The organism is Mycobacterium sp. UM_11 (assembly GCF_001414075.1).
Taxonomy (GTDB): domain Bacteria; phylum Actinomycetota; class Actinomycetes; order Mycobacteriales; family Mycobacteriaceae; genus Mycobacterium.
On the sequence record NZ_LATC01000051.1, the window covers coordinates 16,853 to 34,948 of the forward strand.

Consider the following 18,096-nt stretch of genomic DNA (forward strand, 5'->3'; position numbering starts at 1 on the left):
ACCGTGTTTGAAACGGAGGAAATCGATGACACAGTTCACCATCCCGGGGCTCACCGACAAACAGGGAGCGCGGCTGACCGAACTGCTGCAGAAACAACTGAGCACTTACAACGATCTTCACCTGACGCTGAAGCATGTGCACTGGAATGTGGTGGGGCCCAACTTCATTGGTGTTCACGAGATGATCGACCCGCAGGTGGAGGCGGTTCGCGGTTTCGCCGACGACGTCGCCGAACGCATCGCGGCCCTCGGCGGATCACCGCAGGGCACGCCCGGGGCGATCATCAAAGACCGCACCTGGGACGACTATTCGGTCGGCCGCGACACCGTCCAGGCCCATCTGGCCGCGTTGGACCTCGTCTACACCGGCGTGATCGAGGACATCCGCAAGTACATCGAGGAGACCGAGGAGCTCGACCCCGTCACCCAGGACCTGTTGATCGATCAGGCCGGGAACCTGGAGAAGTTCCAGTGGTTCGTCCGGGCGCACCTGGAGAGCGCGGGCGGGAAGCTGACCCACCAGGGCTCGAGCACCGAGAAGGACGCCGCCAGCAGCGCCCGCGAGTCCTAGCGGCCGTCCTCGACCCGGCCTTCGCGCTCGGCCGCGGCGGTCTCGCGGTTCAGGCGCTGCGCCTCGTAGATCGTGACGTTGGTGCGCGACATCAACAACGCCGCGATGCCGACGGACAGAATCGCCCCGGGCACCACCGAGAACGAACCGGTCATCTCGGCGACCATGATCATGATGGCGAGCGGCGCCCGGGCGACGCTGCCGAAGCACGTCATCATCCCGACGACGACGAACACGCCCGGCTCGTGCGGCACGCCCGGCAGCGCCAGACCCTCGCCGAGCCGCCACACGGCCGCCCCGACGAAGGCGCCGATCACGATCCCGGGCCCGAACAGCCCGCCGGATCCACCGGTGCCGATCGACAGCGACGTGGCGACGATCTTCGCGATCGGCAGCACGACGACGATCCACAACGGGATGGCCAGCAGGGACCGGCGGTCGGCCGCCAGCTGCGCCCAGCCGTAGCCGCTGCTGAGGATCTGGGGGATCAGCAGGCCCAGGAGTCCGACCAGCAGTCCGCCGATCGCCGGTTTGAGCACCGGGCCGCCCGGCAGCCGCCGGGTGAGCCGCACCGCGGCGTGGAAGGTGCGGGCGTAAAGGTAGCCGACCGCGAAGGCGGCCAGGCCGATGACCACGAACCACAGCAGCGGCCACGCCCGCTCGAAGCGGTACTCGGCGTCGATGTAGCCGAATAGCGGATCGAAACCGAGGAAGGCGCCGAGTACGGCGTAGGCCGTGCCGGACGTGATGAACCCGGGCAACAGGCAGCGATAGTCGAAGTCGTCGCGGTAGGTGATCGACGCCGCCAGGACCGCCCCGCCGAGCGGCGCCGCGAAGATCGCCCCGATGCCGGCGCCGATGCCCAGCGCCACCGCGATCCGGCCGTCCTCGTCGGACAGGTGGAGCCGCCGCGCGAGCAAGGAGCAGAAGCCGGCCGAGATCTGGGCCGTCGGCCCCTCGCGGCCGGCCGAACCGCCCGACCCGATGGTCAGGGCGCTGGCCACCATCTTCACCAGCACCGCCCGGAAGCGGATGGCACGCGGATCGCCGTGCACGGCCTCGATGGCTTGGTCCGTGCCGTGGCCCGTGGCCTCGGGGGCGAACTTGGCGACCAAGAACGCCGAGAGCAACGCCCCTCCCGTCGTCACCAACGGGATCGCCCACGCGCGGTGAAACCCGGGGTCACCCCGGCCGCCGCCCTCGCCCACGGGTGTCGGGATGTGGTAGCCGCCCAGGTAGCCGAGCAGAAACTCGCCGGTGTACTTGAGGCCCAGGTAGAAGATGACGGCTCCCAGGCCGGCGACGAAACCGATCGTGACGCCCAGCAGCAACCACTTCTGCAGGTAACCGGACTTCCTGATCGACGCCCCGAATCGGCCGCCCGCCCCGGGAGCCGATGCCACCGGCGCCTCGGTGGGCTGTGGTTCGCCATCCGCTTGTTCGGTCACGGCTCGGGTTCCGCAAGCACCAAGTCATCTTATGCAGCGCCACGGCGGCGCCGCGGGGGAATAACTGGACCGCGGTCCGGTTATACGGGTAGTTCAAACTCACGGAGGTCACATGCCCGCCATCACCGCAAACACGCTGACATTGCCACGCGTCGGCGCCGCCGGCCCCACCGACACCGAACGCCCCGTGCGGTCGATCACCACCGGGCCGCGCGGCTACGAGGGCGAGGGCTTTCCCGTCGTCCGCGCCTTCGCCGGGGTGAGCGCCGCGGCCCTGGATCCCTTCGTGCACATGGATCAGATGGGTGAGGTGGACTACGAGCCGGGCGAGCCGAGGGGCACGGATTGGCACCCGCACCGCGGGTTCGAGACGGTCACCTACATGATCGACGGCAAGTTCGCCCACCAGGACTCCCACGGTGGTGGCGGCCTGATCACCGACGGTGCAACCCAGTGGATGACCGCCGGGTCCGGGATCCTGCACATCGAGACGCCGCCCGCCGAACTGGTCGAAAGCGGGGGCCTCTTTCACGGCATCCAGCTGTGGGTGAACCTGCCCAAGCGAGACAAGTTCGCACCGCCCCGTTATCAGGCCATCGAGGGCACCGACGCGAGGCTGATCGCCTCCGACGACGGCGGGGCGCTGGTCCGCATCATCGCCGGCGAGGTCGACGGCCATCGGGGTCCGGGCATCACCCACACGCCGATCACGCTCGCGCACGCCACGATTGAAAACGGCGGGCGGCTCAGCCTGCCGTGGCGCCGCGATTTCAACGCGTTGGTCTACGTGTTGTCCGGCGGCGGATACGTCGGCCCGGTCGCTCACCCGATTCGCGCGGGCCAATTGTCGGTGCTCGGCCCCGGTGACCGAATCACCCTGGGCGCCAATCGAGTGCAGGAGTCGTCGCGGACGACGGCGATGGACGTGCTGCTGCTGGGCGGCCAACCCATTCGCGAGCCCGTATTCCATTACGGGCCTTTCGTGATGAACTCGCGGGCGGAATTGGTCGAGGCGGTGCAGGACTATCAGGCCGGCAAATTCGGGAGCATTCCGCCAAATGCGCTAATGCCGCACCGGGGCGATGGCACACTTTAACGATGTCGTCAGGGGTGAGCCGCAGGCCAGGACGCCCCCCTGCCGCGAAAGCGGACGAGACGCGACAGCGAATCATGCAGGCCGCCCGCCTGGTGTTCAGCGAACGTGGCTACGACGGCGCGACCTTCCAGGCGATCGCGGCCCGCGCCGATCTGACCCGGCCGGCTATCAACCATTACTTCTCGAGCAAGCGCGCCCTGTATCGCGAAGTACTGGACCAGACCAACGAAGCCGTCATCGGTGTCGGCATAAAAGAGGCGGACCGGGAAACGACGCTGGCCGGCCAGCTGACGGCATTCATCACCTCCGCGGTGCGCGCCAATAACGAGAATCCCGCCGGGTCGGCCCTGATCATCACCGGCGTGCTCGAGTCGCAGCGCCACCCGGAATGGAACACCACCGAAAACGACTCCGTGCGAATCGCGCGGGACTTTCTCACCCGGGTCACCAAGGATGCCATCGAGCGCGGCGAGATCGCCCCCGACGTCGATGCGACGGCGCTGACCGAGGCGCTACTCGTCCTGATGTGCGGGGTGGGTTTGTACGCGGGCTACGTCCAGAGCCCCGAGGCCCTGCTCGCCATCACCGGAGTGTTGCGCCGGCTCGTCGAAGGAGCGCTGCAACGCCCCGAGTCCCAGCCGGACGTGCAGTGAAGTTGCGCACAAAGCGTATAGGCTAACTAACTTATCCCGGTAACATGGTCGGGTCATGACTGATCTGGACGCGCCGTTACCGCCCTCCTTGAGATCCGCCGGCGACAGCTGGGCCATCACCGAACTCGTCGGTGCCACCGCCCTGGGCGTCGCGGCGGCACGCGCGGCCGAGACCGCCGGGAGCGACCCGCTGATCCGCGACGAGTTCGCGCCGATATTGGTCGCGTCGGCCGGTCCGGCCTGGGCCCGCCTCGCCGATCCCGAACTGGGCTGGCTCGAGGGCGACGACCACGGGCGGCGCGCGCATCGCATCGGCATCGACTACCAGGCCGTGCGCACCCACTTCTTCGACGAGTACTTCGACAGCGCCGCCCGGGCCGGCATCCGGCAGGTGGTCATCCTGGCCGCCGGCCTGGACTCGAGGGCCTACCGCCTCGACTGGCCGGCCGGCACCGCGGTGTATGAGATCGACCAGCCCAAGGTGCTCGAGTACAAGGCGGGCGTCCTGCAGCAGCATGGGGCGGCCCCGAGCGCCCACCGCCGCCCGGTTCCGGTCGACCTGCGCGACGACTGGCCGGCGGCCCTGGCCGCCGCGGGATTCGACCGCGCGCAACCGACCGCCTGGCTGGCCGAGGGCTTGCTGCCCTACCTGCCGAGCGACGCGCAGGACCGGCTGTTCGAGATGTTCACCGCGCTCAGCGCCCCGGACAGCCAGGTGGCCATCGAGGCGTTCGGCATGAACTCGCGAAGCAATTCGGCGCGCTGGCAGCGGATGCGCGAGCGGCTCGGCCTGGACGTCAACGTCCAGGCGCTGACGTATCACGAGCCGGACCGTTCCGACGCGGACCAATGGCTGACCGACCACGGCTGGCAGGTGCAGATCGTGGACAACCGCGAGGAGATGGCCCGGCTGGGCCGCCCGGTACCCGAAGACCTCACCGAGGAAGCGGTGCGCAGCGTGCTGCTGCGGGCGCGTCTCGGGGAGCCGACCGACTGACTTCCACACCCAAGGAGCAACCCGATGAGCTCATTGCGCACGCACGATGACACCTGGGACATCAAGACCAGTGTCGGCAGCACCGCGGTGATGGTGGCCGCCGCCCGGGCGGTGGAAACCGAGCGGCCCGACGCCCTCATCCGCGATCCGTACGCCAAACTGCTGGTCACCAACGCCGGCGCCGGGGTGTTGTGGGAGCACATGCTCGACCCCGAGGTGGCGGCCAAGATCGAGGCCCTCGACGCCGACTCCGCGGCGCACCTCGAGCACATGCGCAGCTATCAGGCGGTGCGCACGCACTTCTTCGACAATTACTTCAAAGACGCCGTCGCCGCCGGGATCCGGCAGGTGGTGATCCTGGCCTCGGGCCTGGACTCGCGCGCCTACCGCCTGGATTGGCCGGCCGGCACCACGGTGTACGAGCTGGACCAGCCCGAGGTGCTGGCGTACAAGGCCACCACCCTGGCCGAAAACGGCGCGACCCCGTCGGCGGAGCGCCGCGAGGTGGCCATCGACCTGCGGCAGGACTGGCCGGCCGCGCTGCGCGACGCGGGCTTCGACCCGACGGCCCGGACGGCCTGGCTGGCCGAGGGGCTGCTGATGTACCTGCCGGCCGAGGCGCAGGACCGGCTCTTCACCCTGATCGGCGAGTTGAGCCCGGCCGGCAGCCGGGTTTCGGCCGAAACCGCACCCAACCACGCCGACGAGCGCCGGCAGCAGATGCGCGAGCGGTTCCGCAAGGTCGCAGACGAGCTCGGCATCGAAGAGACCGTCGACGTCGGGGAGCTGATGTACCGCGACGACCACCGCGCCGACGTCGCGAAGTGGCTCGACGAACACGGCTGGCGCGCGACGGCCGAGCATTCGATCGACGCGATGCGCCGGCTGGGTCGCCTGATCGAGAACATCCCGATGGCCGACGACACGGACGCGTTCTCCGACTTCGTCATCGCCGAGCGGCTGTAATGCCGCGCGCGCTGGACGATTCCTGGGACATCGCCACCAGCGTCGGAGCGACCGCCGTGATGGTCGCCCTGGCCCGCGCCGCCGAGACCGCCAGCGACCAACCACTCATCCGCGACCCGTTCGCCGAGCCGCTGGTCTCCACACCCGAACTGGCCGGAGTCCGCGAGCAGGTGGCCGCGTGGTGGACGGAACCGGACGGCGATGACGACCCGGGAGACGGGGACTACTCGGTCCGCGCCCAGAACATGATCGACTCGCAGGCCGTGCGGACCCATTTCTTCGACGCGTACTTCGCCGCCGCCGCCCAGGCCGGCATCCGGCAGGTGGTGCTGCTGGCCGCCGGGCTCGATTCCCGCGCCTACCGGTTGGATTGGCCGGCCGGCACCGTCGTGTACGAGATCGATCTGCCCAAGGTGCTCGAGTACAAGACCGAGACGCTCGCCGACTACGGCGCCACGCCGGTCGTCGACCTGCGGCCGGTGCCGGCCGACCTGCGGCACGATTGGCCGCAGGCGTTGCGCGACAAGGGTTTTGACGCCAGCGAGCCGACGGCGTGGCTGGCCGAAGGGTTGTTGCCGTTCCTGCCGGCCGCGGCGCAGGAACGCCTGTTCGTCGCGATCGACGGGCTGAGCGCGCCGGGCAGCCGCGTCTCGGTGGAGAACTTCGGCATCGACCCGGCCAAGCGCCGCGAAGCCGAGGCGAGGTTCGCCGAACTGCGCGCCAAGCGCGAGGCACGTGGCCAAGACATCTCGTTCAACCCGTTCGACTTGTGGTTCGAGGACGGGGAGCGGCCCGACTGTGCGGACTGGTTCACGGCGCACGGCTGGAGCACCGGGGTGGTGGACGGGCACGAAGAGGCGCTCCGGCTGGGACGCGACCCGCAGCCCGAGGGCCGGCCGTTTGTGGTCACCTATGTGACCGCTACCAAACCCTGAGCTGCCGCAGCCAGAGCCTTTCTACTGCTCTCCCAACCGGATGGTTAGGATCGCGGTTATCACCCATGAGCGCTTGCGCGGCCAGCGGCGGGCGCCCCTCGGGATGACCGAAGCAGGGGAAGGACAACGATGACCACCGAATCGGTTACACCCAAGACATCCGTCACCAATGGCGCGCCGACCGCGCAGCAGGTCGACGTTCCCGCCACGGTGGCCCGGCTCCGCAAGACCTTCGCCACCGGGCGCACCCGCGACATCGAGTGGCGCAAGCGGCAACTGCTGCAACTGGCCAAGCTGATGGAGGAGAACGAGGCGGCCATCGCCGACGCTCTCGCCGAGGACCTGGACCGCAGCCCGTTCGAGGCGTTCATCGCCGACATCGCCACCACCGCCGGCGAGGCGAAGTACGCGGCCAAGCGGGTGCGCAGGTGGACGCGTCGCCGCTACCAGCTGCTCGAGGTGCCGCAGCTGCCCGGCCGCGGCTGGATCGAATACGAGCCGTACGGCACCGTGCTGATCATCGGCGCGTGGAACTACCCGTTCTACCTGACCCTGGGCCCCGCGGTCGGCGCCATCGCGGCGGGCAACGCCGTGATCCTCAAGCCCTCGGAGATCGCCGCGGCGTCCGCGCACCTGATGGCCGAGCTGGTGCCCAAGTACCTCGACAGCGACGCCATCGCGGTGGTCGAGGGCGACGGTTCGGTCAGCCAGGAGCTGATCGCGCAGGGGCTGGACCGCTTGCTGTTCACCGGTGGCACTGAGATCGGTCGCAAGGTCTACGAGGGCGCCGCGCCGCACCTGACCCCGTGCACGCTGGAGCTCGGCGGCAAGAGCCCGGTGATCGTGGCGGCTGACGCCGACGTGGACGTGGCGGCCAAGCGCATCGCCTGGATGAAGCTGCTGAACGCCGGGCAGACCTGCGTGGCCCCCGATTATGTGTTGGCGGACGCCAAGATTCGCGACGAACTGGTGAGCAAGATCGGCGCCGCCATCACGAAGTTCACCTCGGACAAGCCCAACGGGATGCGGATCGTCAACCAGCGTCAATTCGACCGGATCAGCGGCTACCTCGCCAGCGGGGACGGCAAGGTGGCCGTCGGCGGGGCGTGCGACGCGGCGAGCCTGCGCATCCAGCCCGCCGTCGTCGTCGACCCCGACCCGAACGGCCCGCTGATGCAGAACGAGATCTTCGGGCCGGTGCTGCCAGTGGTGACGGTCCAATCCCTGGATGACGCAATACGTTTCATCAACGCGCGACCCAAGCCGCTGTCGGCCTACCTGTTCACCAAGACGCGGGAAACCCGCGAGCGGGTGATCAAGGAAGTGCCGGCCGGCGGCATGCTGGTCAACCACTTGGCCTTCCAGGTGTCGACGGCCAAGCTCCCGTTCGGCGGTGTGGGCGCGTCGGGGATGGGCGCCTACCACGGCCGGTACGGCTTCGAGGAGTTCAGCCACCGCAAGTCGGTGCTCACCAAGCCCACCCGGCCCGACCTGTCCAGCTTCATCTACCCGCCGTACACCGAGCGCGCCATGAAGATGGCCCGCAGGATGTTCTGATCATTCGAATCACCTGCTAGGCAGCACTTTTCACACTTAGAGAGGAACCTTATGCCCGGAGTGCAGGATCGCGTCATCGTCGTCACCGGAGCCGGCGGAGGGCTGGGCCGCGAATACGCCCTCACCCTCGCCGCCGAAGGCGCCAGCGTCATCGTGAACGACCTCGGCGGTGCGCGTGACGGTACCGGTGCCGGCCACAACATGGCCGACGAGGTGGTCAAGGAGATCAAGGACGCGGGTGGCCGGGCGGCCGCCAACTACGACAGCGTCGCCGACCCCGAGGGCGCCGAGAACATCATCAAGACGGCGCTCGACGAATTCGGCGCCGTGCACGGCGTGGTGAGCAACGCCGGCATCCTGCGCGACGGCACCTTTCACAAGATGACCTACGAGAACTGGGACGCCGTGCTCAAGGTGCACCTGTACGGCGGGTACAACGTGCTGCGCGCCGCGTGGCCGCACTTCCGCGAGCAGAGCTACGGCCGGGTCGTCGTCGCCACCTCCACCAGCGGCCTGTTCGGCAACTTCGGGCAGACCAACTACGGCGCCGCCAAGCTCGGCCTGGTCGGCATGATCAACACGCTGGCGCAGGAGGGCGCGAAGTACAACATCCACGCCAACGCCGTCGCCCCGATCGCGGCCACCCGGATGACCGAGGACATCCTGCCCAAGGAGGTGCTCGAGAAGCTGACGCCCGAGTACGTCGCGCCGGTGGTGGCCTACCTGTGCACCGAGGAAAACCCCAACACCGCTTCGGTTTTCGTGGTCGGCGGCGGGAAGGTGCAGCGGGTGGCGCTGTTCCAGAACGAGGGCGCCAACTTCGACAAGCCGCCCACGGTCGAGGACGTCGCCTCGCACTGGTTGCAGATCGACGACCTCTCGGCGGCCCAGCCGGCCAACTTCAAGCTCGGGTAGCGGTTAGGCAAGCAGTTCGTTGCGCAGGCGGTCCACATCCGCCTGCGCAATGCCCGCGTCCCGCAGGTACGCGTCGAGCGAGCCGTGGGCCTCGTCGATCGCTTGGCGCGCCGCGGCCAGATACTCCGGGCGCACGCCGAGCACACCGTCGGCGAGCCGCGCCTTGGTGAACGTGACGACCTCCGGGGTCAGTTCGACGTCGGAACGCTGCTGGATCATCTCGTAGATGTGGTCCCGCAGCTGGGGTACCGCGGCGTTGCTGCGCAGGTAGTCGGCGACGATGGTGTCGCGATCGACGCCGACCGTTTCCAGCACCGTGGCGATCACGAAACCGGTGCGGTCCTTGCCCGCGAAGCAGTGGGTGAGCACCGGACGCCCGGCCGCCAGCAACGAAAAGACATGCTGCACAGCGCGTTGCGCCCCGTTGCGAAACGGGAATTGCCGGTATTCGTCGATCATGTGCCGGACGGCGGCCTCGTTGACGGCTTCGTCGGATTGGTCGGGATCGTTCTCGAACAGCCGCCGAAACGCGGTTTCGTGTGGCGCCTCGTCCTCACTCGGCTCCTCGTCGCCCAGGTCGGGAAAGGGCAACAAGTGGATCTGGACGCCGTCGGGAACCAGGCCGGGGCCGCGGCGGGCCACCTCGCGTGCGGCGCGCAGGTCGGCGACGTCGGTGATACCCAACTCGCGCAGCGTCGCGCGGCCCTCGTCGTCGAGGCGGCTCAGCTCACCGGACCGGAACAGCCGGCCGGGCCGAAGCCCCGGCGTCTCGTCGGCGACATCGCGAAAGTTCCACGCGCCGGACAGCTCCCGCAGGGTTTCAGTCATGTGCGGTGACCGCCGCGGCGAGCGGGGACTTCTCCCGGCCGATCTCGGCGCGCGCGATGGTCCGCATGTGCACCTCGTCGGGGCCGTCGAACAGGCGCATGGCCCGATGCCAGCCGTAGGACCGGGCCAGCACGGTGTCCTCGCTGACGCCGGCGGCGCCGTGGACCTGGATCGCGCGGTCGATGACATCGCAGGCCACCTGTGGCGCCACCGCCTTGATCTGCGAGACCAGCAGGTGAGCGGCGCGGTTGCCGTGCTGGTCGATGGTCCACGCCGCCTTCTCGCACAGCAGCCGGGCCTGGTCGATCTCGTTGCGCGACTTGGCGATTGCCTCACGCACCACGCCCTGCTCGGCCAGCGGCCGGCCGAACGCCACCCGGTTGCGGGCGCGGTCCACCATCAGGGCCAGCGCGCGTTCGGCGCCGCCGAGGGCGCGCATGCAGTGGTGGATCCGGCCGGGACCGAGCCGGGCCTGGGCGATCGCGAAACCCCCGCCCTCTTCGCCGAGCAGGTTGGTGACCGGTACCCGGACGTTGTCGTAGATGATCTCGCAGTGCCCGGGCTGGTCCTGGTAGCCGAAGACGGTCGTCGACCGAACCACGTTCACGCCCGGGGTGTCGATGGGCACCAGCACCATCGACTGTTGCTGGTGGCTGGCCGCCTCCGGGTTGGTGCGGCCCATCACGATCAGGATCTTGCACCGGGGGTCCGCCGCGCCCGAGGTCCACCACTTGCGCCCGTTGATCACGTAGTCGCCGCCGTCGCGCACGATGGAGGTCTCGATGTTGCGCGCGTCGCTGCTGGCGACCGCCGGCTCGGTCATGGAGAAGGCGCTGCGAATCTCGCCGTTCAGCAACGGCTCCAGCCACTGCTTGCGCTGCTCCTCGGTGGCGAACAGGTGCAACGTCTCCATGTTGCCGGTGTCGGGCGCCGCGCAATTGAGCGCCTCGGGCGCGATCTCCAGGCTCCAGCCGGTGAGCTCGGCCAGCGGTGCGTACTCGAGGTTGGTCAGGCCGGACTCGGCGGGCAGGAACAGGTTCCACAGGCCTTGCTCTTTGGCCTTGGCCTTCAGCCGCTCGATGACCGGCGGGACGGTGTGATCGCTGGGGCCGGCCTCGTGCCGGTACTTGTCGTATTCGGCCTCGGCCGGAAAGACGTACTCGGTCATGAAGTCGGACAGTCGCTTGTGGTAGTCGTTGGCTTTGGCCGACATCGCGAAGTCCATGACCGTCACGATAGGACACGTGTCAGGACGGCCCACATGGCGAGCCTCAATGGTTCACCTTCGCGACACTGAAACCTCGCACACGAAACGCCGTGAAGGGTGTGCGTGGTTTCAGTCTCGCGGTGTGGCGGGCGGTCGCGGTTCCCGTCGCGCACCATGGGAGCCATGAGCGAATCCCGTCCGCCGTTCCCCCCGTTCACCCGCGAGACGGCGCTGCAGAAGGTGCAGGCCGCCGAGGACGCCTGGAACACCCGCGACCCGCACCAGGTGAGCCTGGCGTACACGCCCGACTCCCAATGGCGCAACCGCGACGAACACGTCGTCGGGCGCGAGGAGATCGTCGCGTTTCTGACCCGCAAATGGCGGCGCGAGCTCGACTACGCGTTGCGAAAAAGCTTGTGGGACTTCCACGACAACCGCATCGCCGTGCGCTTTCAATACGAATGCCGCGACGAGGCCGGCCAGTGGTACCGCAGCTACGGCAACGAGCTGTGGGAGTTCGCCCCGTCGGGCTTGATGGCCCGCCGCGAGGCCAGCATCAACGACGTGCGGATCGACGAGTCCGAGCGTCGCTACTTCGGGCCCCGCCCGCCGGCGGAGCACGGCCGGGACATCCCGCTCTGGTAGCGGGACGGCCACAACGCTGGCGTGTGACTCCACAACTCGGCGGGCGGTACTGCGCGCGCCGCGGGTAGCGAACCATCGATGAGTTGAACGGCCGCGCCAGGGGTATCGGGCCCCGGTCCATCGCACGGCCGGGCCGAAATCCGGCAGGCGTTAAGGTAGCGAAGCGTGCGGCCAGCCAGCGGCACAGTCAAACGGCAGGAAAGTGCGGGAAAGCAGATGTACGCGCCATGACAGATGCGCAGACGACGGTAGGGGTGGTCGCCGAGTCCGCGGCCGACGAACGGCGCGTCGCGCTGGTGCCCAAGGCGGTCGCGTCGCTGATCAGCAGCGGAGTCGCGGTGGTGGTCGAATCGGGAGCGGGCGAAGGCGCGTTGCTTCCCGACCAGCTCTACACCGAGGCCGGCGCCAGCATCGGGGACGCCTGGTCGGCGGACATCGTCGTGAAGGTGGCGCCGCCGACCAAGGAAGAGGTCGCCAAGCTGCGCAACGGCCAGACCCTGATCGGGTTCCTGGCCCCGCGCAACGCCGACAACTCGATCGGCGCGCTCACCGAGGCCGGCGTGCAGGCGTTCGCGCTGGAGGCCATCCCGCGGATCTCGCGCGCCCAGGTCATGGACGCGCTGTCGTCGCAGGCCAACGTCGCCGGCTACAAGGCCGTGCTGCTGGCCGCGTCCGAGTCGACCCGGTTCTTCCCCATGCTGACGACCGCGGCGGGCACCGTGAAGCCGGCCAGCGTGCTGGTCCTGGGCGTCGGCGTGGCCGGCCTGCAGGCGCTGGCCACGGCCAAGCGGCTGGGTGCGCGCACCTCCGGTTACGACGTGCGCCCGGAGGTGGCCGACCAGGTCCGCTCGGTGGGCGCGCAGTGGCTGGACCTCGGGATCGACGCGGCCGGGGAGGGCGGCTACGCCCGCGAACTCACCGAAGCCGAGCGCGCCCAACAGCAGGAGTCGCTGGAGAAGGCGATCGCCGGGTTCGACGTGGTGATCACCACCGCGCTGGTCCCCGGGCGGCCCGCGCCGCGCCTGGTGACCGCCGCGGCGGTGGAGTCGATGAAGCCCGGCAGCGTGGTGGTCGACCTGGCGGGGGAGACCGGGGGCAACTGCGAACTCACCGAACCCGGACAGACCGTCGTCAAGCACGACGTGACCATCGCCTCGCCGCTGAACCTGCCGGCGACCATGCCCGAGCACGCCAGCGAGCTCTACAGCAAGAACATCACGGCGCTCCTGGACCTGTTGATCACCGACGGCAAACTGGCCCCCGACTTCGACGACGAAGTGATCGCGGCGTCCTGCGTCACTCGAGAAGGAACCTAGACATGTACGACGAGCTGTTGGCCAATCTGGCGATCCTGGTGCTGTCCGGGTTCGTCGGGTTCGCGGTCATCTCCAAAGTGCCCAACACGCTGCACACCCCGCTGATGTCGGGCACCAACGCCATTCACGGGATCGTGGTGCTCGGCGCCCTGGTGGTGTTCGGCGAGGTCGAGCACCCGTCGCTGGCCGTGCAGATCATCCTGTTCGTCGCGGTGGTGTTCGGCACGCTGAACGTCATCGGCGGTTTCATCGTCACCGACCGGATGCTGGGCATGTTCAAGGGCAAGAAGAAGGTGGCACCCGTCAAGACCGAGGATCTGGCGGCGAAATGAACTATCTCGTCACCGTCCTCTACATCGTTTCGTTCGCCCTTTTCATCTACGGCTTGATGGGCCTGACCGGGCCCAAGACCGCGGTGCGGGGCAACCTGATCGCCGCGGTCGGCATGGCGCTGGCCGTGACGGCGACGCTGATCAAGATCCGGCACACCGAGTCGTGGGTGCTGATCATCGCCGGCCTGGTGGTGGGCGTCCTGCTCGGCGTCCCGCCGGCGCGGTTGACCAAGATGACCGCCATGCCGCAACTGGTGGCGTTCTTCAACGGCGTGGGCGGCGGCACGGTCGCGCTGATCGCGCTGGCGGAATTCATTGAGACGAGCGGCTTTTCGGCGTTCCAGCATGGTGAGTCGCCGACCGTGCACATCGTGGTGGCGTCTTTGTTCGCCGCGATCATCGGGTCGATCTCGTTCTGGGGTTCGATCATCGCGTTCGGCAAGCTGCAGGAGATCATCTCGGGATCACCGATCGGCTTCGGGAAGGCCCAGCAACCCATCAACGTGCTGCTGCTCGTTGCGGCGGTGGCGGCGGCGGTGGTCATCGGCCTGGGCGCGCATCCCGGCACGGGTGGGGTGTCGCTGTGGTGGATGGTCGGCCTGCTGGCCGCCGCCGGTGTGCTCGGCCTGATGGTGGTGCTGCCCATCGGCGGCGCCGACATGCCGGTGGTGATCTCGCTGCTCAACGCGATGACCGGGTTGTCGGCCGCGGCGGCCGGCCTGGCGCTGAACAACACCGCGATGATCGTGGCCGGCATGATCGTCGGCGCGTCGGGTTCGATCCTGACCAATCTGATGGCCAAGGCGATGAACCGCTCGATTCCCGCGATCGTCGCCGGCGGTTTCGGCGGTGGCGGTGTGGCACCCAGCGGTGACGGCGGCGGCGACAAGCACGTCAAGGCCACCTCGGCCGCCGACGCCGCGATCCAGATGGCCTACGCCAACCAGGTGATCGTGGTGCCCGGCTACGGGCTGGCCGTCGCGCAGGCGCAGCACGCGGTCAAGGACATGGCGTCGCTGCTGGAGGACAAGGGCGTGCCGGTGAAGTACGCGATCCACCCGGTGGCCGGCCGGATGCCCGGGCACATGAACGTGCTGCTGGCCGAGGCCGAGGTGGATTACGACGCGATGAAGGACATGGACGACATCAACGACGAATTCGCCCGCACCGACGTCGCGATCGTCATCGGCGCCAACGACGTCACCAACCCGGCGGCCCGCAACGAGCATTCCAGCCCGATCTACGGCATGCCCATCCTGAACGTGGACAAGGCCAAGTCGGTGATCGTGCTCAAGCGGTCGATGAACTCGGGGTTCGCGGGGATCGACAACCCGCTGTTCTACGCCGACGGGACGACGATGCTGTTCGGGGACGCGAAGAAATCGGTGACGGAGGTCGCCGAGGAACTGAAGGCGCTCTAAACCGGCGGGGCCGGGCGCTGCGGGTCACCGCCAGAGGGTCTAAACCGGCGGGTAGGCGGGCGGCGGGTAGCCGTTGCCGTCGACGACGCCGCGCAGGCCCCACGGGACGTAGCGGAAGAAGAACTCGATCTCGTCGCTCATGTCATAGTCCGGGCTCGGATCCATGAAGACACCCCTCCAGTCGCGACTTGAGCTTTCTTCAGGCGAGTCTAGTCCCATCCTCGTCGGGGTGACACCCGGCGTTTGCCTAAACTGTCCAACCAGTTGATTGATAATTGGACTTGCCCGGCACCCCAGCGTCCCGCCCGGCAGTGACGATTGCGAGTACAGATGCCATCCGAGAACGGACTAACCCGGCGCGAGGAATTGCTGGCCGTCGCCACCAAGCTCTTCGCCGCCCGCGGCTACCACGGCACCCGGATGGATGACGTCGCCGACGTGATCGGCCTGAACAAGGCGACGGTCTACCACTACTACGCCAGCAAGTCGCTGATCCTGTACGACATCTATCAGCAGGCCGCCGAGGGCACGCTGGCCGCCGTCCACGACGATCCATCCTGGACGGCCCGTGAGGCGCTCTACCAGTACACGGTCCGCCTGCTGACCGGCATCGCGGCCAACCCGGAGCGGGCCGCCGTGTACTTCCAGGAGGCGCCCTACATCACCGAGTGGTTCACCGAGGAGCAGGTGGCCGCGGTCCGGGAGAAGGAAACGCAGGTCTACGAGCACGTCCACGGGCTCATCGATCGCGGCATCGCCAGCGGCGAGTTCTACCAGTGCGATTCGCACGTCCTGGCGCTCGGCTACATCGGCATGACGCTCGGCGCCTACCGGTGGTTGCGGCCGAGCGGCCGTCGCAGCGCCAAGGAGATCGCCGCCGAATTCAGCACCGCGCTGCTGCGCGGCCTGATCCGGGATGAGGGGATCCGCACGAGTTCACCCCTCGGGCCCTAGGCTTGCGCGCCCTTCAGGTGCTTGTCCAGGAAGGCGAGCTGGTCGGCCACCACGCGGTCGAAGGCCTCGTCGACGTAGATCGCGAAATGGCCCTCGGGATATACCTTGATCTCCCCGCGCGGGGCCTTGGCCGCGTGGCGCAGCGTCGCCGCCGCGGGGGCCACCGAGTCGGCCTCGCACACGCAGAACAGGATCGGGCAGCCGATGTCGGGGGTGCGGCGCCCGGGCCGATAGGTCATGATTTTCAACGCGATCCGGGCCGCCACGTCCGAAGGGATGTCCGCGCCGTCGGGCACCAGTCGTAAAAAACCCGGGTACGCGTCGGGGGTGGTCATCAGCGCCACCTCGCCCGGTCGCCCCACCGCGGGAACCATCACCGGTGCTTTGCCGAGCCGGGCGGCGAGGAGGTCGCGGGCGGCCAGCGTGCCGACGCGCATGAAGATCAGCGGGTTCAGCGTTCCTATCGACGCCCTGGCGTCGGTGAAGGGGCATTGCACCACGGCGGCGGCGATGTCGGGGTGGCGGGCCGCCGTGGTGATCACATGGCCGCCGCTAAAAGACGTGCCCCACAACGCGATTCGAGCGGTGTCGATTCCGGGGATGGTGCGGGCGTAGGCGACGGCCGCGGCCCAGTCGGCGAGTTGCAGCCCGATGTCGAGCAGTTGGCGTGGGTGGCCCTCGCTGTCACCGAAGTTGCGGTAGTCGAACACCAGGCAGGCGTAGCCGGCCGCGCTGAAGCGTTCGGCGTAGGCGTCCAGGCGCATGGTCCGCACCCCGGCGAGGCCGTGCGCCATCACCAGCAGCGGCGCGGGCCCACTGCCCGGCGGCCGGTAGAGCCAGGCGCTGATCAGATCGCCCCCGGACGGGAACTGGACGTCTTCGCGTTGTGTCATCAGTCAGTCATTCTGCCCGCGTCACCGCGACCGGTCCGCCGGTATGCGCCGCGAATTTAATGGACTACTGTCTAGAAAAGTTTTGAGCGCTCAACGAACGGAGACTCTCATGGCGATCCGCGTCGCGCACGTCGGTACCGGAAACGTCGGAGGGTTGGCGCTCGCCGAACTCATCACCAACCCCCAGTTCGAGTTGACCGCGGTGTGTGTCTCCACCCCCGAGAAGGTCGGTAAGGACGCCGGCGAACTGTGCGGCGTCGGTTTGGAGCCCGGTGTGGTCACCGGTGTCACGGCCGTCTCCGACCTCGACGCGCTGCTCGCCACCCAGCCCGAGTGTGTCGTCTATTGCGCCATGGGCGACACCCGGCTGCCCGACGCGATGGCCGACGTCATGCGCGTCCTGGCCGCCGGCGTCAATGTCGTCGGCTCTTCGCCCGGGCTGTTGCAATACCCGTGGGGCGTGATGCCCGAGAAGTACATCGGCCGGGTCGAAGACGCTGCCAGGCAAGGGAATTCCAGCATTTTCATCAGCGGTGTCGACCCCGGATTCGCGAACGACCTGATCCCGTTCGCGCTCGCGGGGACCTGCCAGCGCGTCGAGCAGGTGCGCTGCATGGAGATTCACGACTACGCCAGTTACGCCGGCGCAGAGGTGATGCATTACATGGGATTCGGCCGACCCATGGACGAAATCCCGATGCTGCTGCAGCCGGGCATCCTGTCCATCGCGTGGGGCACCGCGATCCGTCAGCTGGCGGCCGGGCTGGGCATCGAGGTCGACGAGATCACCGAGTCCTACCAGCGCGAGCCGGCGCCGGAGGATTTCGACATCGCGGTGGGACGCGTCGCCAAGGGCACCGTGGCCGTGCTGCAGTTCGAGATCCGCGGCATGGTCGACGGCCACCCCGCCATCGTCATCGAGCACGTGACCCGGCTGCGGCCGGACCTGCGACCCGATCTGCCCCAGCCCGCGTCCGGCGACGGCTCGTACCGCATCGAGATCACCGGCGAGCCGTCTTATGCCGTCGACATCATTCCGAGCAGCCGCAAGGGCGACCACAACCACGCCGCGATCGCCGGCGCCGCGGGTCGCATCGTCAACGCCATTCCCGCCGTCATCGCGGCACCGCCCGGCATCCGCACGACGCTGGACCTGCCGCTGGTGACCGGCAAAGGCCTTTACGCACCAAGCACTTTGGTGAGCACCTAAATCGAAAGGAGTCCCTGTGGGACGGGTAGAAGGCAAGGTTGCGCTGATCAGCGGGGGCGCCCGGGGGATGGGCGCCGAGCATGCGCGGCTGCTGGCGTCCGAGGGCGCCAAGGTGGTGATCGGCGACATCCTCGACGACGAGGGCAAGGCGG

The 18,096-nt window shown here is 68.4% G+C and carries 20 protein-coding genes; 15 read left to right on the forward strand and 5 right to left on the reverse strand.

Features of this window, described 5'->3' with window-relative positions:
* The first annotated feature begins 25 nt into the window (after positions 1-25).
* A complete protein-coding gene (gene dps, locus WU80_RS14360; RefSeq protein WP_055404639.1) occupies positions 26-571 on the forward strand; it encodes a DNA starvation/stationary phase protection protein Dps in 546 nt (181 codons plus the stop codon).
* Here the strand turns inward: dps and WU80_RS14365 are convergent.
* On the reverse strand, positions 568-2,019 hold the full coding sequence (locus tag WU80_RS14365) for a chloride channel protein (RefSeq protein ID WP_156349659.1): 1,452 nt from the start codon (positions 2,017-2,019) through the stop codon (positions 568-570). The genes dps and WU80_RS14365 overlap by 4 nt on opposite strands.
* A 112-nt stretch (positions 2,020-2,131) precedes the next feature.
* Here WU80_RS14365 and WU80_RS14370 point away from each other — a divergent pair, with 112 nt between their 5' ends.
* The 7 genes from WU80_RS14370 (at position 2,132) to WU80_RS14400 (ending at position 9,138) form a co-directional block, all read left to right on the forward strand.
* Positions 2,132-3,115 (forward strand): pirin family protein, encoded by a 984-nt coding sequence (locus WU80_RS14370; RefSeq protein WP_055404640.1) that lies wholly within the window; start codon positions 2,132-2,134, stop codon positions 3,113-3,115.
* Positions 3,116-3,117: 2 nt separating this feature from the next.
* Positions 3,118-3,768, forward strand: a complete 651-nt coding sequence (locus tag WU80_RS14375; RefSeq protein WP_055404641.1) for a TetR/AcrR family transcriptional regulator — start codon at positions 3,118-3,120, stop codon at positions 3,766-3,768.
* 55 nt (positions 3,769-3,823) lie between these two features.
* A complete protein-coding gene (locus WU80_RS14380; protein ID WP_055405774.1) occupies positions 3,824-4,765 on the forward strand; it encodes a class I SAM-dependent methyltransferase in 942 nt (313 codons plus the stop codon).
* Positions 4,766-4,798: 33 nt separating this feature from the next.
* The gene (locus WU80_RS14385; RefSeq protein ID WP_156349706.1) at positions 4,799-5,731 is read left to right on the forward strand and encodes a class I SAM-dependent methyltransferase; all 933 of its coding nucleotides are present in this window, start codon (positions 4,799-4,801) and stop codon (positions 5,729-5,731) included.
* Positions 5,731-6,666 carry an SAM-dependent methyltransferase gene (locus WU80_RS14390; RefSeq protein WP_055405140.1) on the forward strand — a complete coding sequence of 312 codons (936 nt, stop codon included), beginning with the start codon at positions 5,731-5,733 and terminating at the stop codon, positions 6,664-6,666. The genes WU80_RS14385 and WU80_RS14390 overlap by 1 nt, the downstream gene beginning before the upstream one ends.
* A gap of 129 nt (positions 6,667-6,795) precedes the next feature.
* Entirely contained in the window at positions 6,796-8,223 is a 1,428-nt protein-coding gene (locus tag WU80_RS14395; RefSeq protein ID WP_055405139.1) for an aldehyde dehydrogenase family protein, read from the forward strand.
* 51 nt (positions 8,224-8,274) lie between these two features.
* Positions 8,275-9,138 carry an SDR family oxidoreductase gene (locus WU80_RS14400; RefSeq protein ID WP_055405138.1) on the forward strand — a complete coding sequence of 288 codons (864 nt, stop codon included), beginning with the start codon at positions 8,275-8,277 and terminating at the stop codon, positions 9,136-9,138.
* 3 nt (positions 9,139-9,141) lie between these two features.
* Here the strand turns inward: WU80_RS14400 and WU80_RS14405 are convergent, their stop codons facing one another.
* A complete protein-coding gene (locus tag WU80_RS14405; RefSeq protein ID WP_055405137.1) occupies positions 9,142-9,966 on the reverse strand; it encodes a tyrosine-protein phosphatase in 825 nt (274 codons plus the stop codon).
* Positions 9,959-11,179, reverse strand: coding sequence for an acyl-CoA dehydrogenase family protein (locus WU80_RS14410; protein ID WP_055405143.1), 1,221 nt, complete (start codon positions 11,177-11,179; stop codon positions 9,959-9,961). The genes WU80_RS14405 and WU80_RS14410 overlap by 8 nt, the downstream gene beginning before the upstream one ends.
* Positions 11,180-11,356: 177 nt before the next feature.
* Between WU80_RS14410 and WU80_RS14415 the strand changes: the two genes are divergently transcribed.
* The 4 genes from WU80_RS14415 (at position 11,357) to WU80_RS14430 (ending at position 14,887) form a co-directional block, all read left to right on the forward strand.
* Positions 11,357-11,818: a nuclear transport factor 2 family protein gene (locus WU80_RS14415; RefSeq protein WP_055405136.1), complete on the forward strand. Its 462-nt coding sequence runs from the start codon at positions 11,357-11,359 to the stop codon at positions 11,816-11,818.
* Positions 11,819-12,045: 227 nt separating this feature from the next.
* Positions 12,046-13,134, forward strand: a complete 1,089-nt coding sequence (locus WU80_RS14420) for a Re/Si-specific NAD(P)(+) transhydrogenase subunit alpha (RefSeq protein ID WP_055405135.1) — start codon at positions 12,046-12,048, stop codon at positions 13,132-13,134.
* 2 nt (positions 13,135-13,136) lie between these two features.
* Entirely contained in the window at positions 13,137-13,466 is a 330-nt protein-coding gene (locus WU80_RS14425) for an NAD(P) transhydrogenase subunit alpha (protein WP_055405134.1), read from the forward strand.
* On the forward strand, positions 13,463-14,887 hold the full coding sequence (locus WU80_RS14430; RefSeq protein WP_055405133.1) for an NAD(P)(+) transhydrogenase (Re/Si-specific) subunit beta: 1,425 nt from the start codon (positions 13,463-13,465) through the stop codon (positions 14,885-14,887). The genes WU80_RS14425 and WU80_RS14430 overlap by 4 nt, the downstream gene beginning before the upstream one ends.
* 39 nt (positions 14,888-14,926) lie before the next feature.
* Here the strand turns inward: WU80_RS14430 and WU80_RS25855 are convergent, their stop codons facing one another.
* Positions 14,927-15,052, reverse strand: coding sequence for a hypothetical protein (locus WU80_RS25855; protein WP_156349705.1), 126 nt, complete (start codon positions 15,050-15,052; stop codon positions 14,927-14,929).
* A 165-nt stretch (positions 15,053-15,217) separates the two neighbouring features.
* Between WU80_RS25855 and WU80_RS14435 the strand changes: the two genes are divergently transcribed.
* The gene (locus WU80_RS14435; protein WP_055405132.1) at positions 15,218-15,841 is read left to right on the forward strand and encodes a TetR/AcrR family transcriptional regulator; all 624 of its coding nucleotides are present in this window, start codon (positions 15,218-15,220) and stop codon (positions 15,839-15,841) included.
* Here WU80_RS14435 and WU80_RS14440 read toward each other — a convergent pair.
* Positions 15,838-16,734, reverse strand: a complete 897-nt coding sequence (locus WU80_RS14440; protein WP_055405131.1) for an alpha/beta hydrolase — start codon at positions 16,732-16,734, stop codon at positions 15,838-15,840. The two genes, WU80_RS14435 and WU80_RS14440, sit on opposite strands and share 4 nt — an antisense overlap.
* 109 nt (positions 16,735-16,843) lie before the next feature.
* Between WU80_RS14440 and WU80_RS14445 the strand changes: the two genes are divergently transcribed.
* Together WU80_RS14445 and WU80_RS25455 are read left to right on the forward strand one after the other, a co-directional pair.
* Positions 16,844-17,944 carry a diacylglycerol kinase gene (locus WU80_RS14445; protein WP_055405775.1) on the forward strand — a complete coding sequence of 367 codons (1,101 nt, stop codon included), beginning with the start codon at positions 16,844-16,846 and terminating at the stop codon, positions 17,942-17,944.
* Positions 17,945-17,960: 16 nt separating this feature from the next.
* Positions 17,961-18,096: SDR family NAD(P)-dependent oxidoreductase (locus WU80_RS25455; protein WP_156349793.1), on the forward strand; the 136-nt coding region annotated here is incomplete at its 3' end.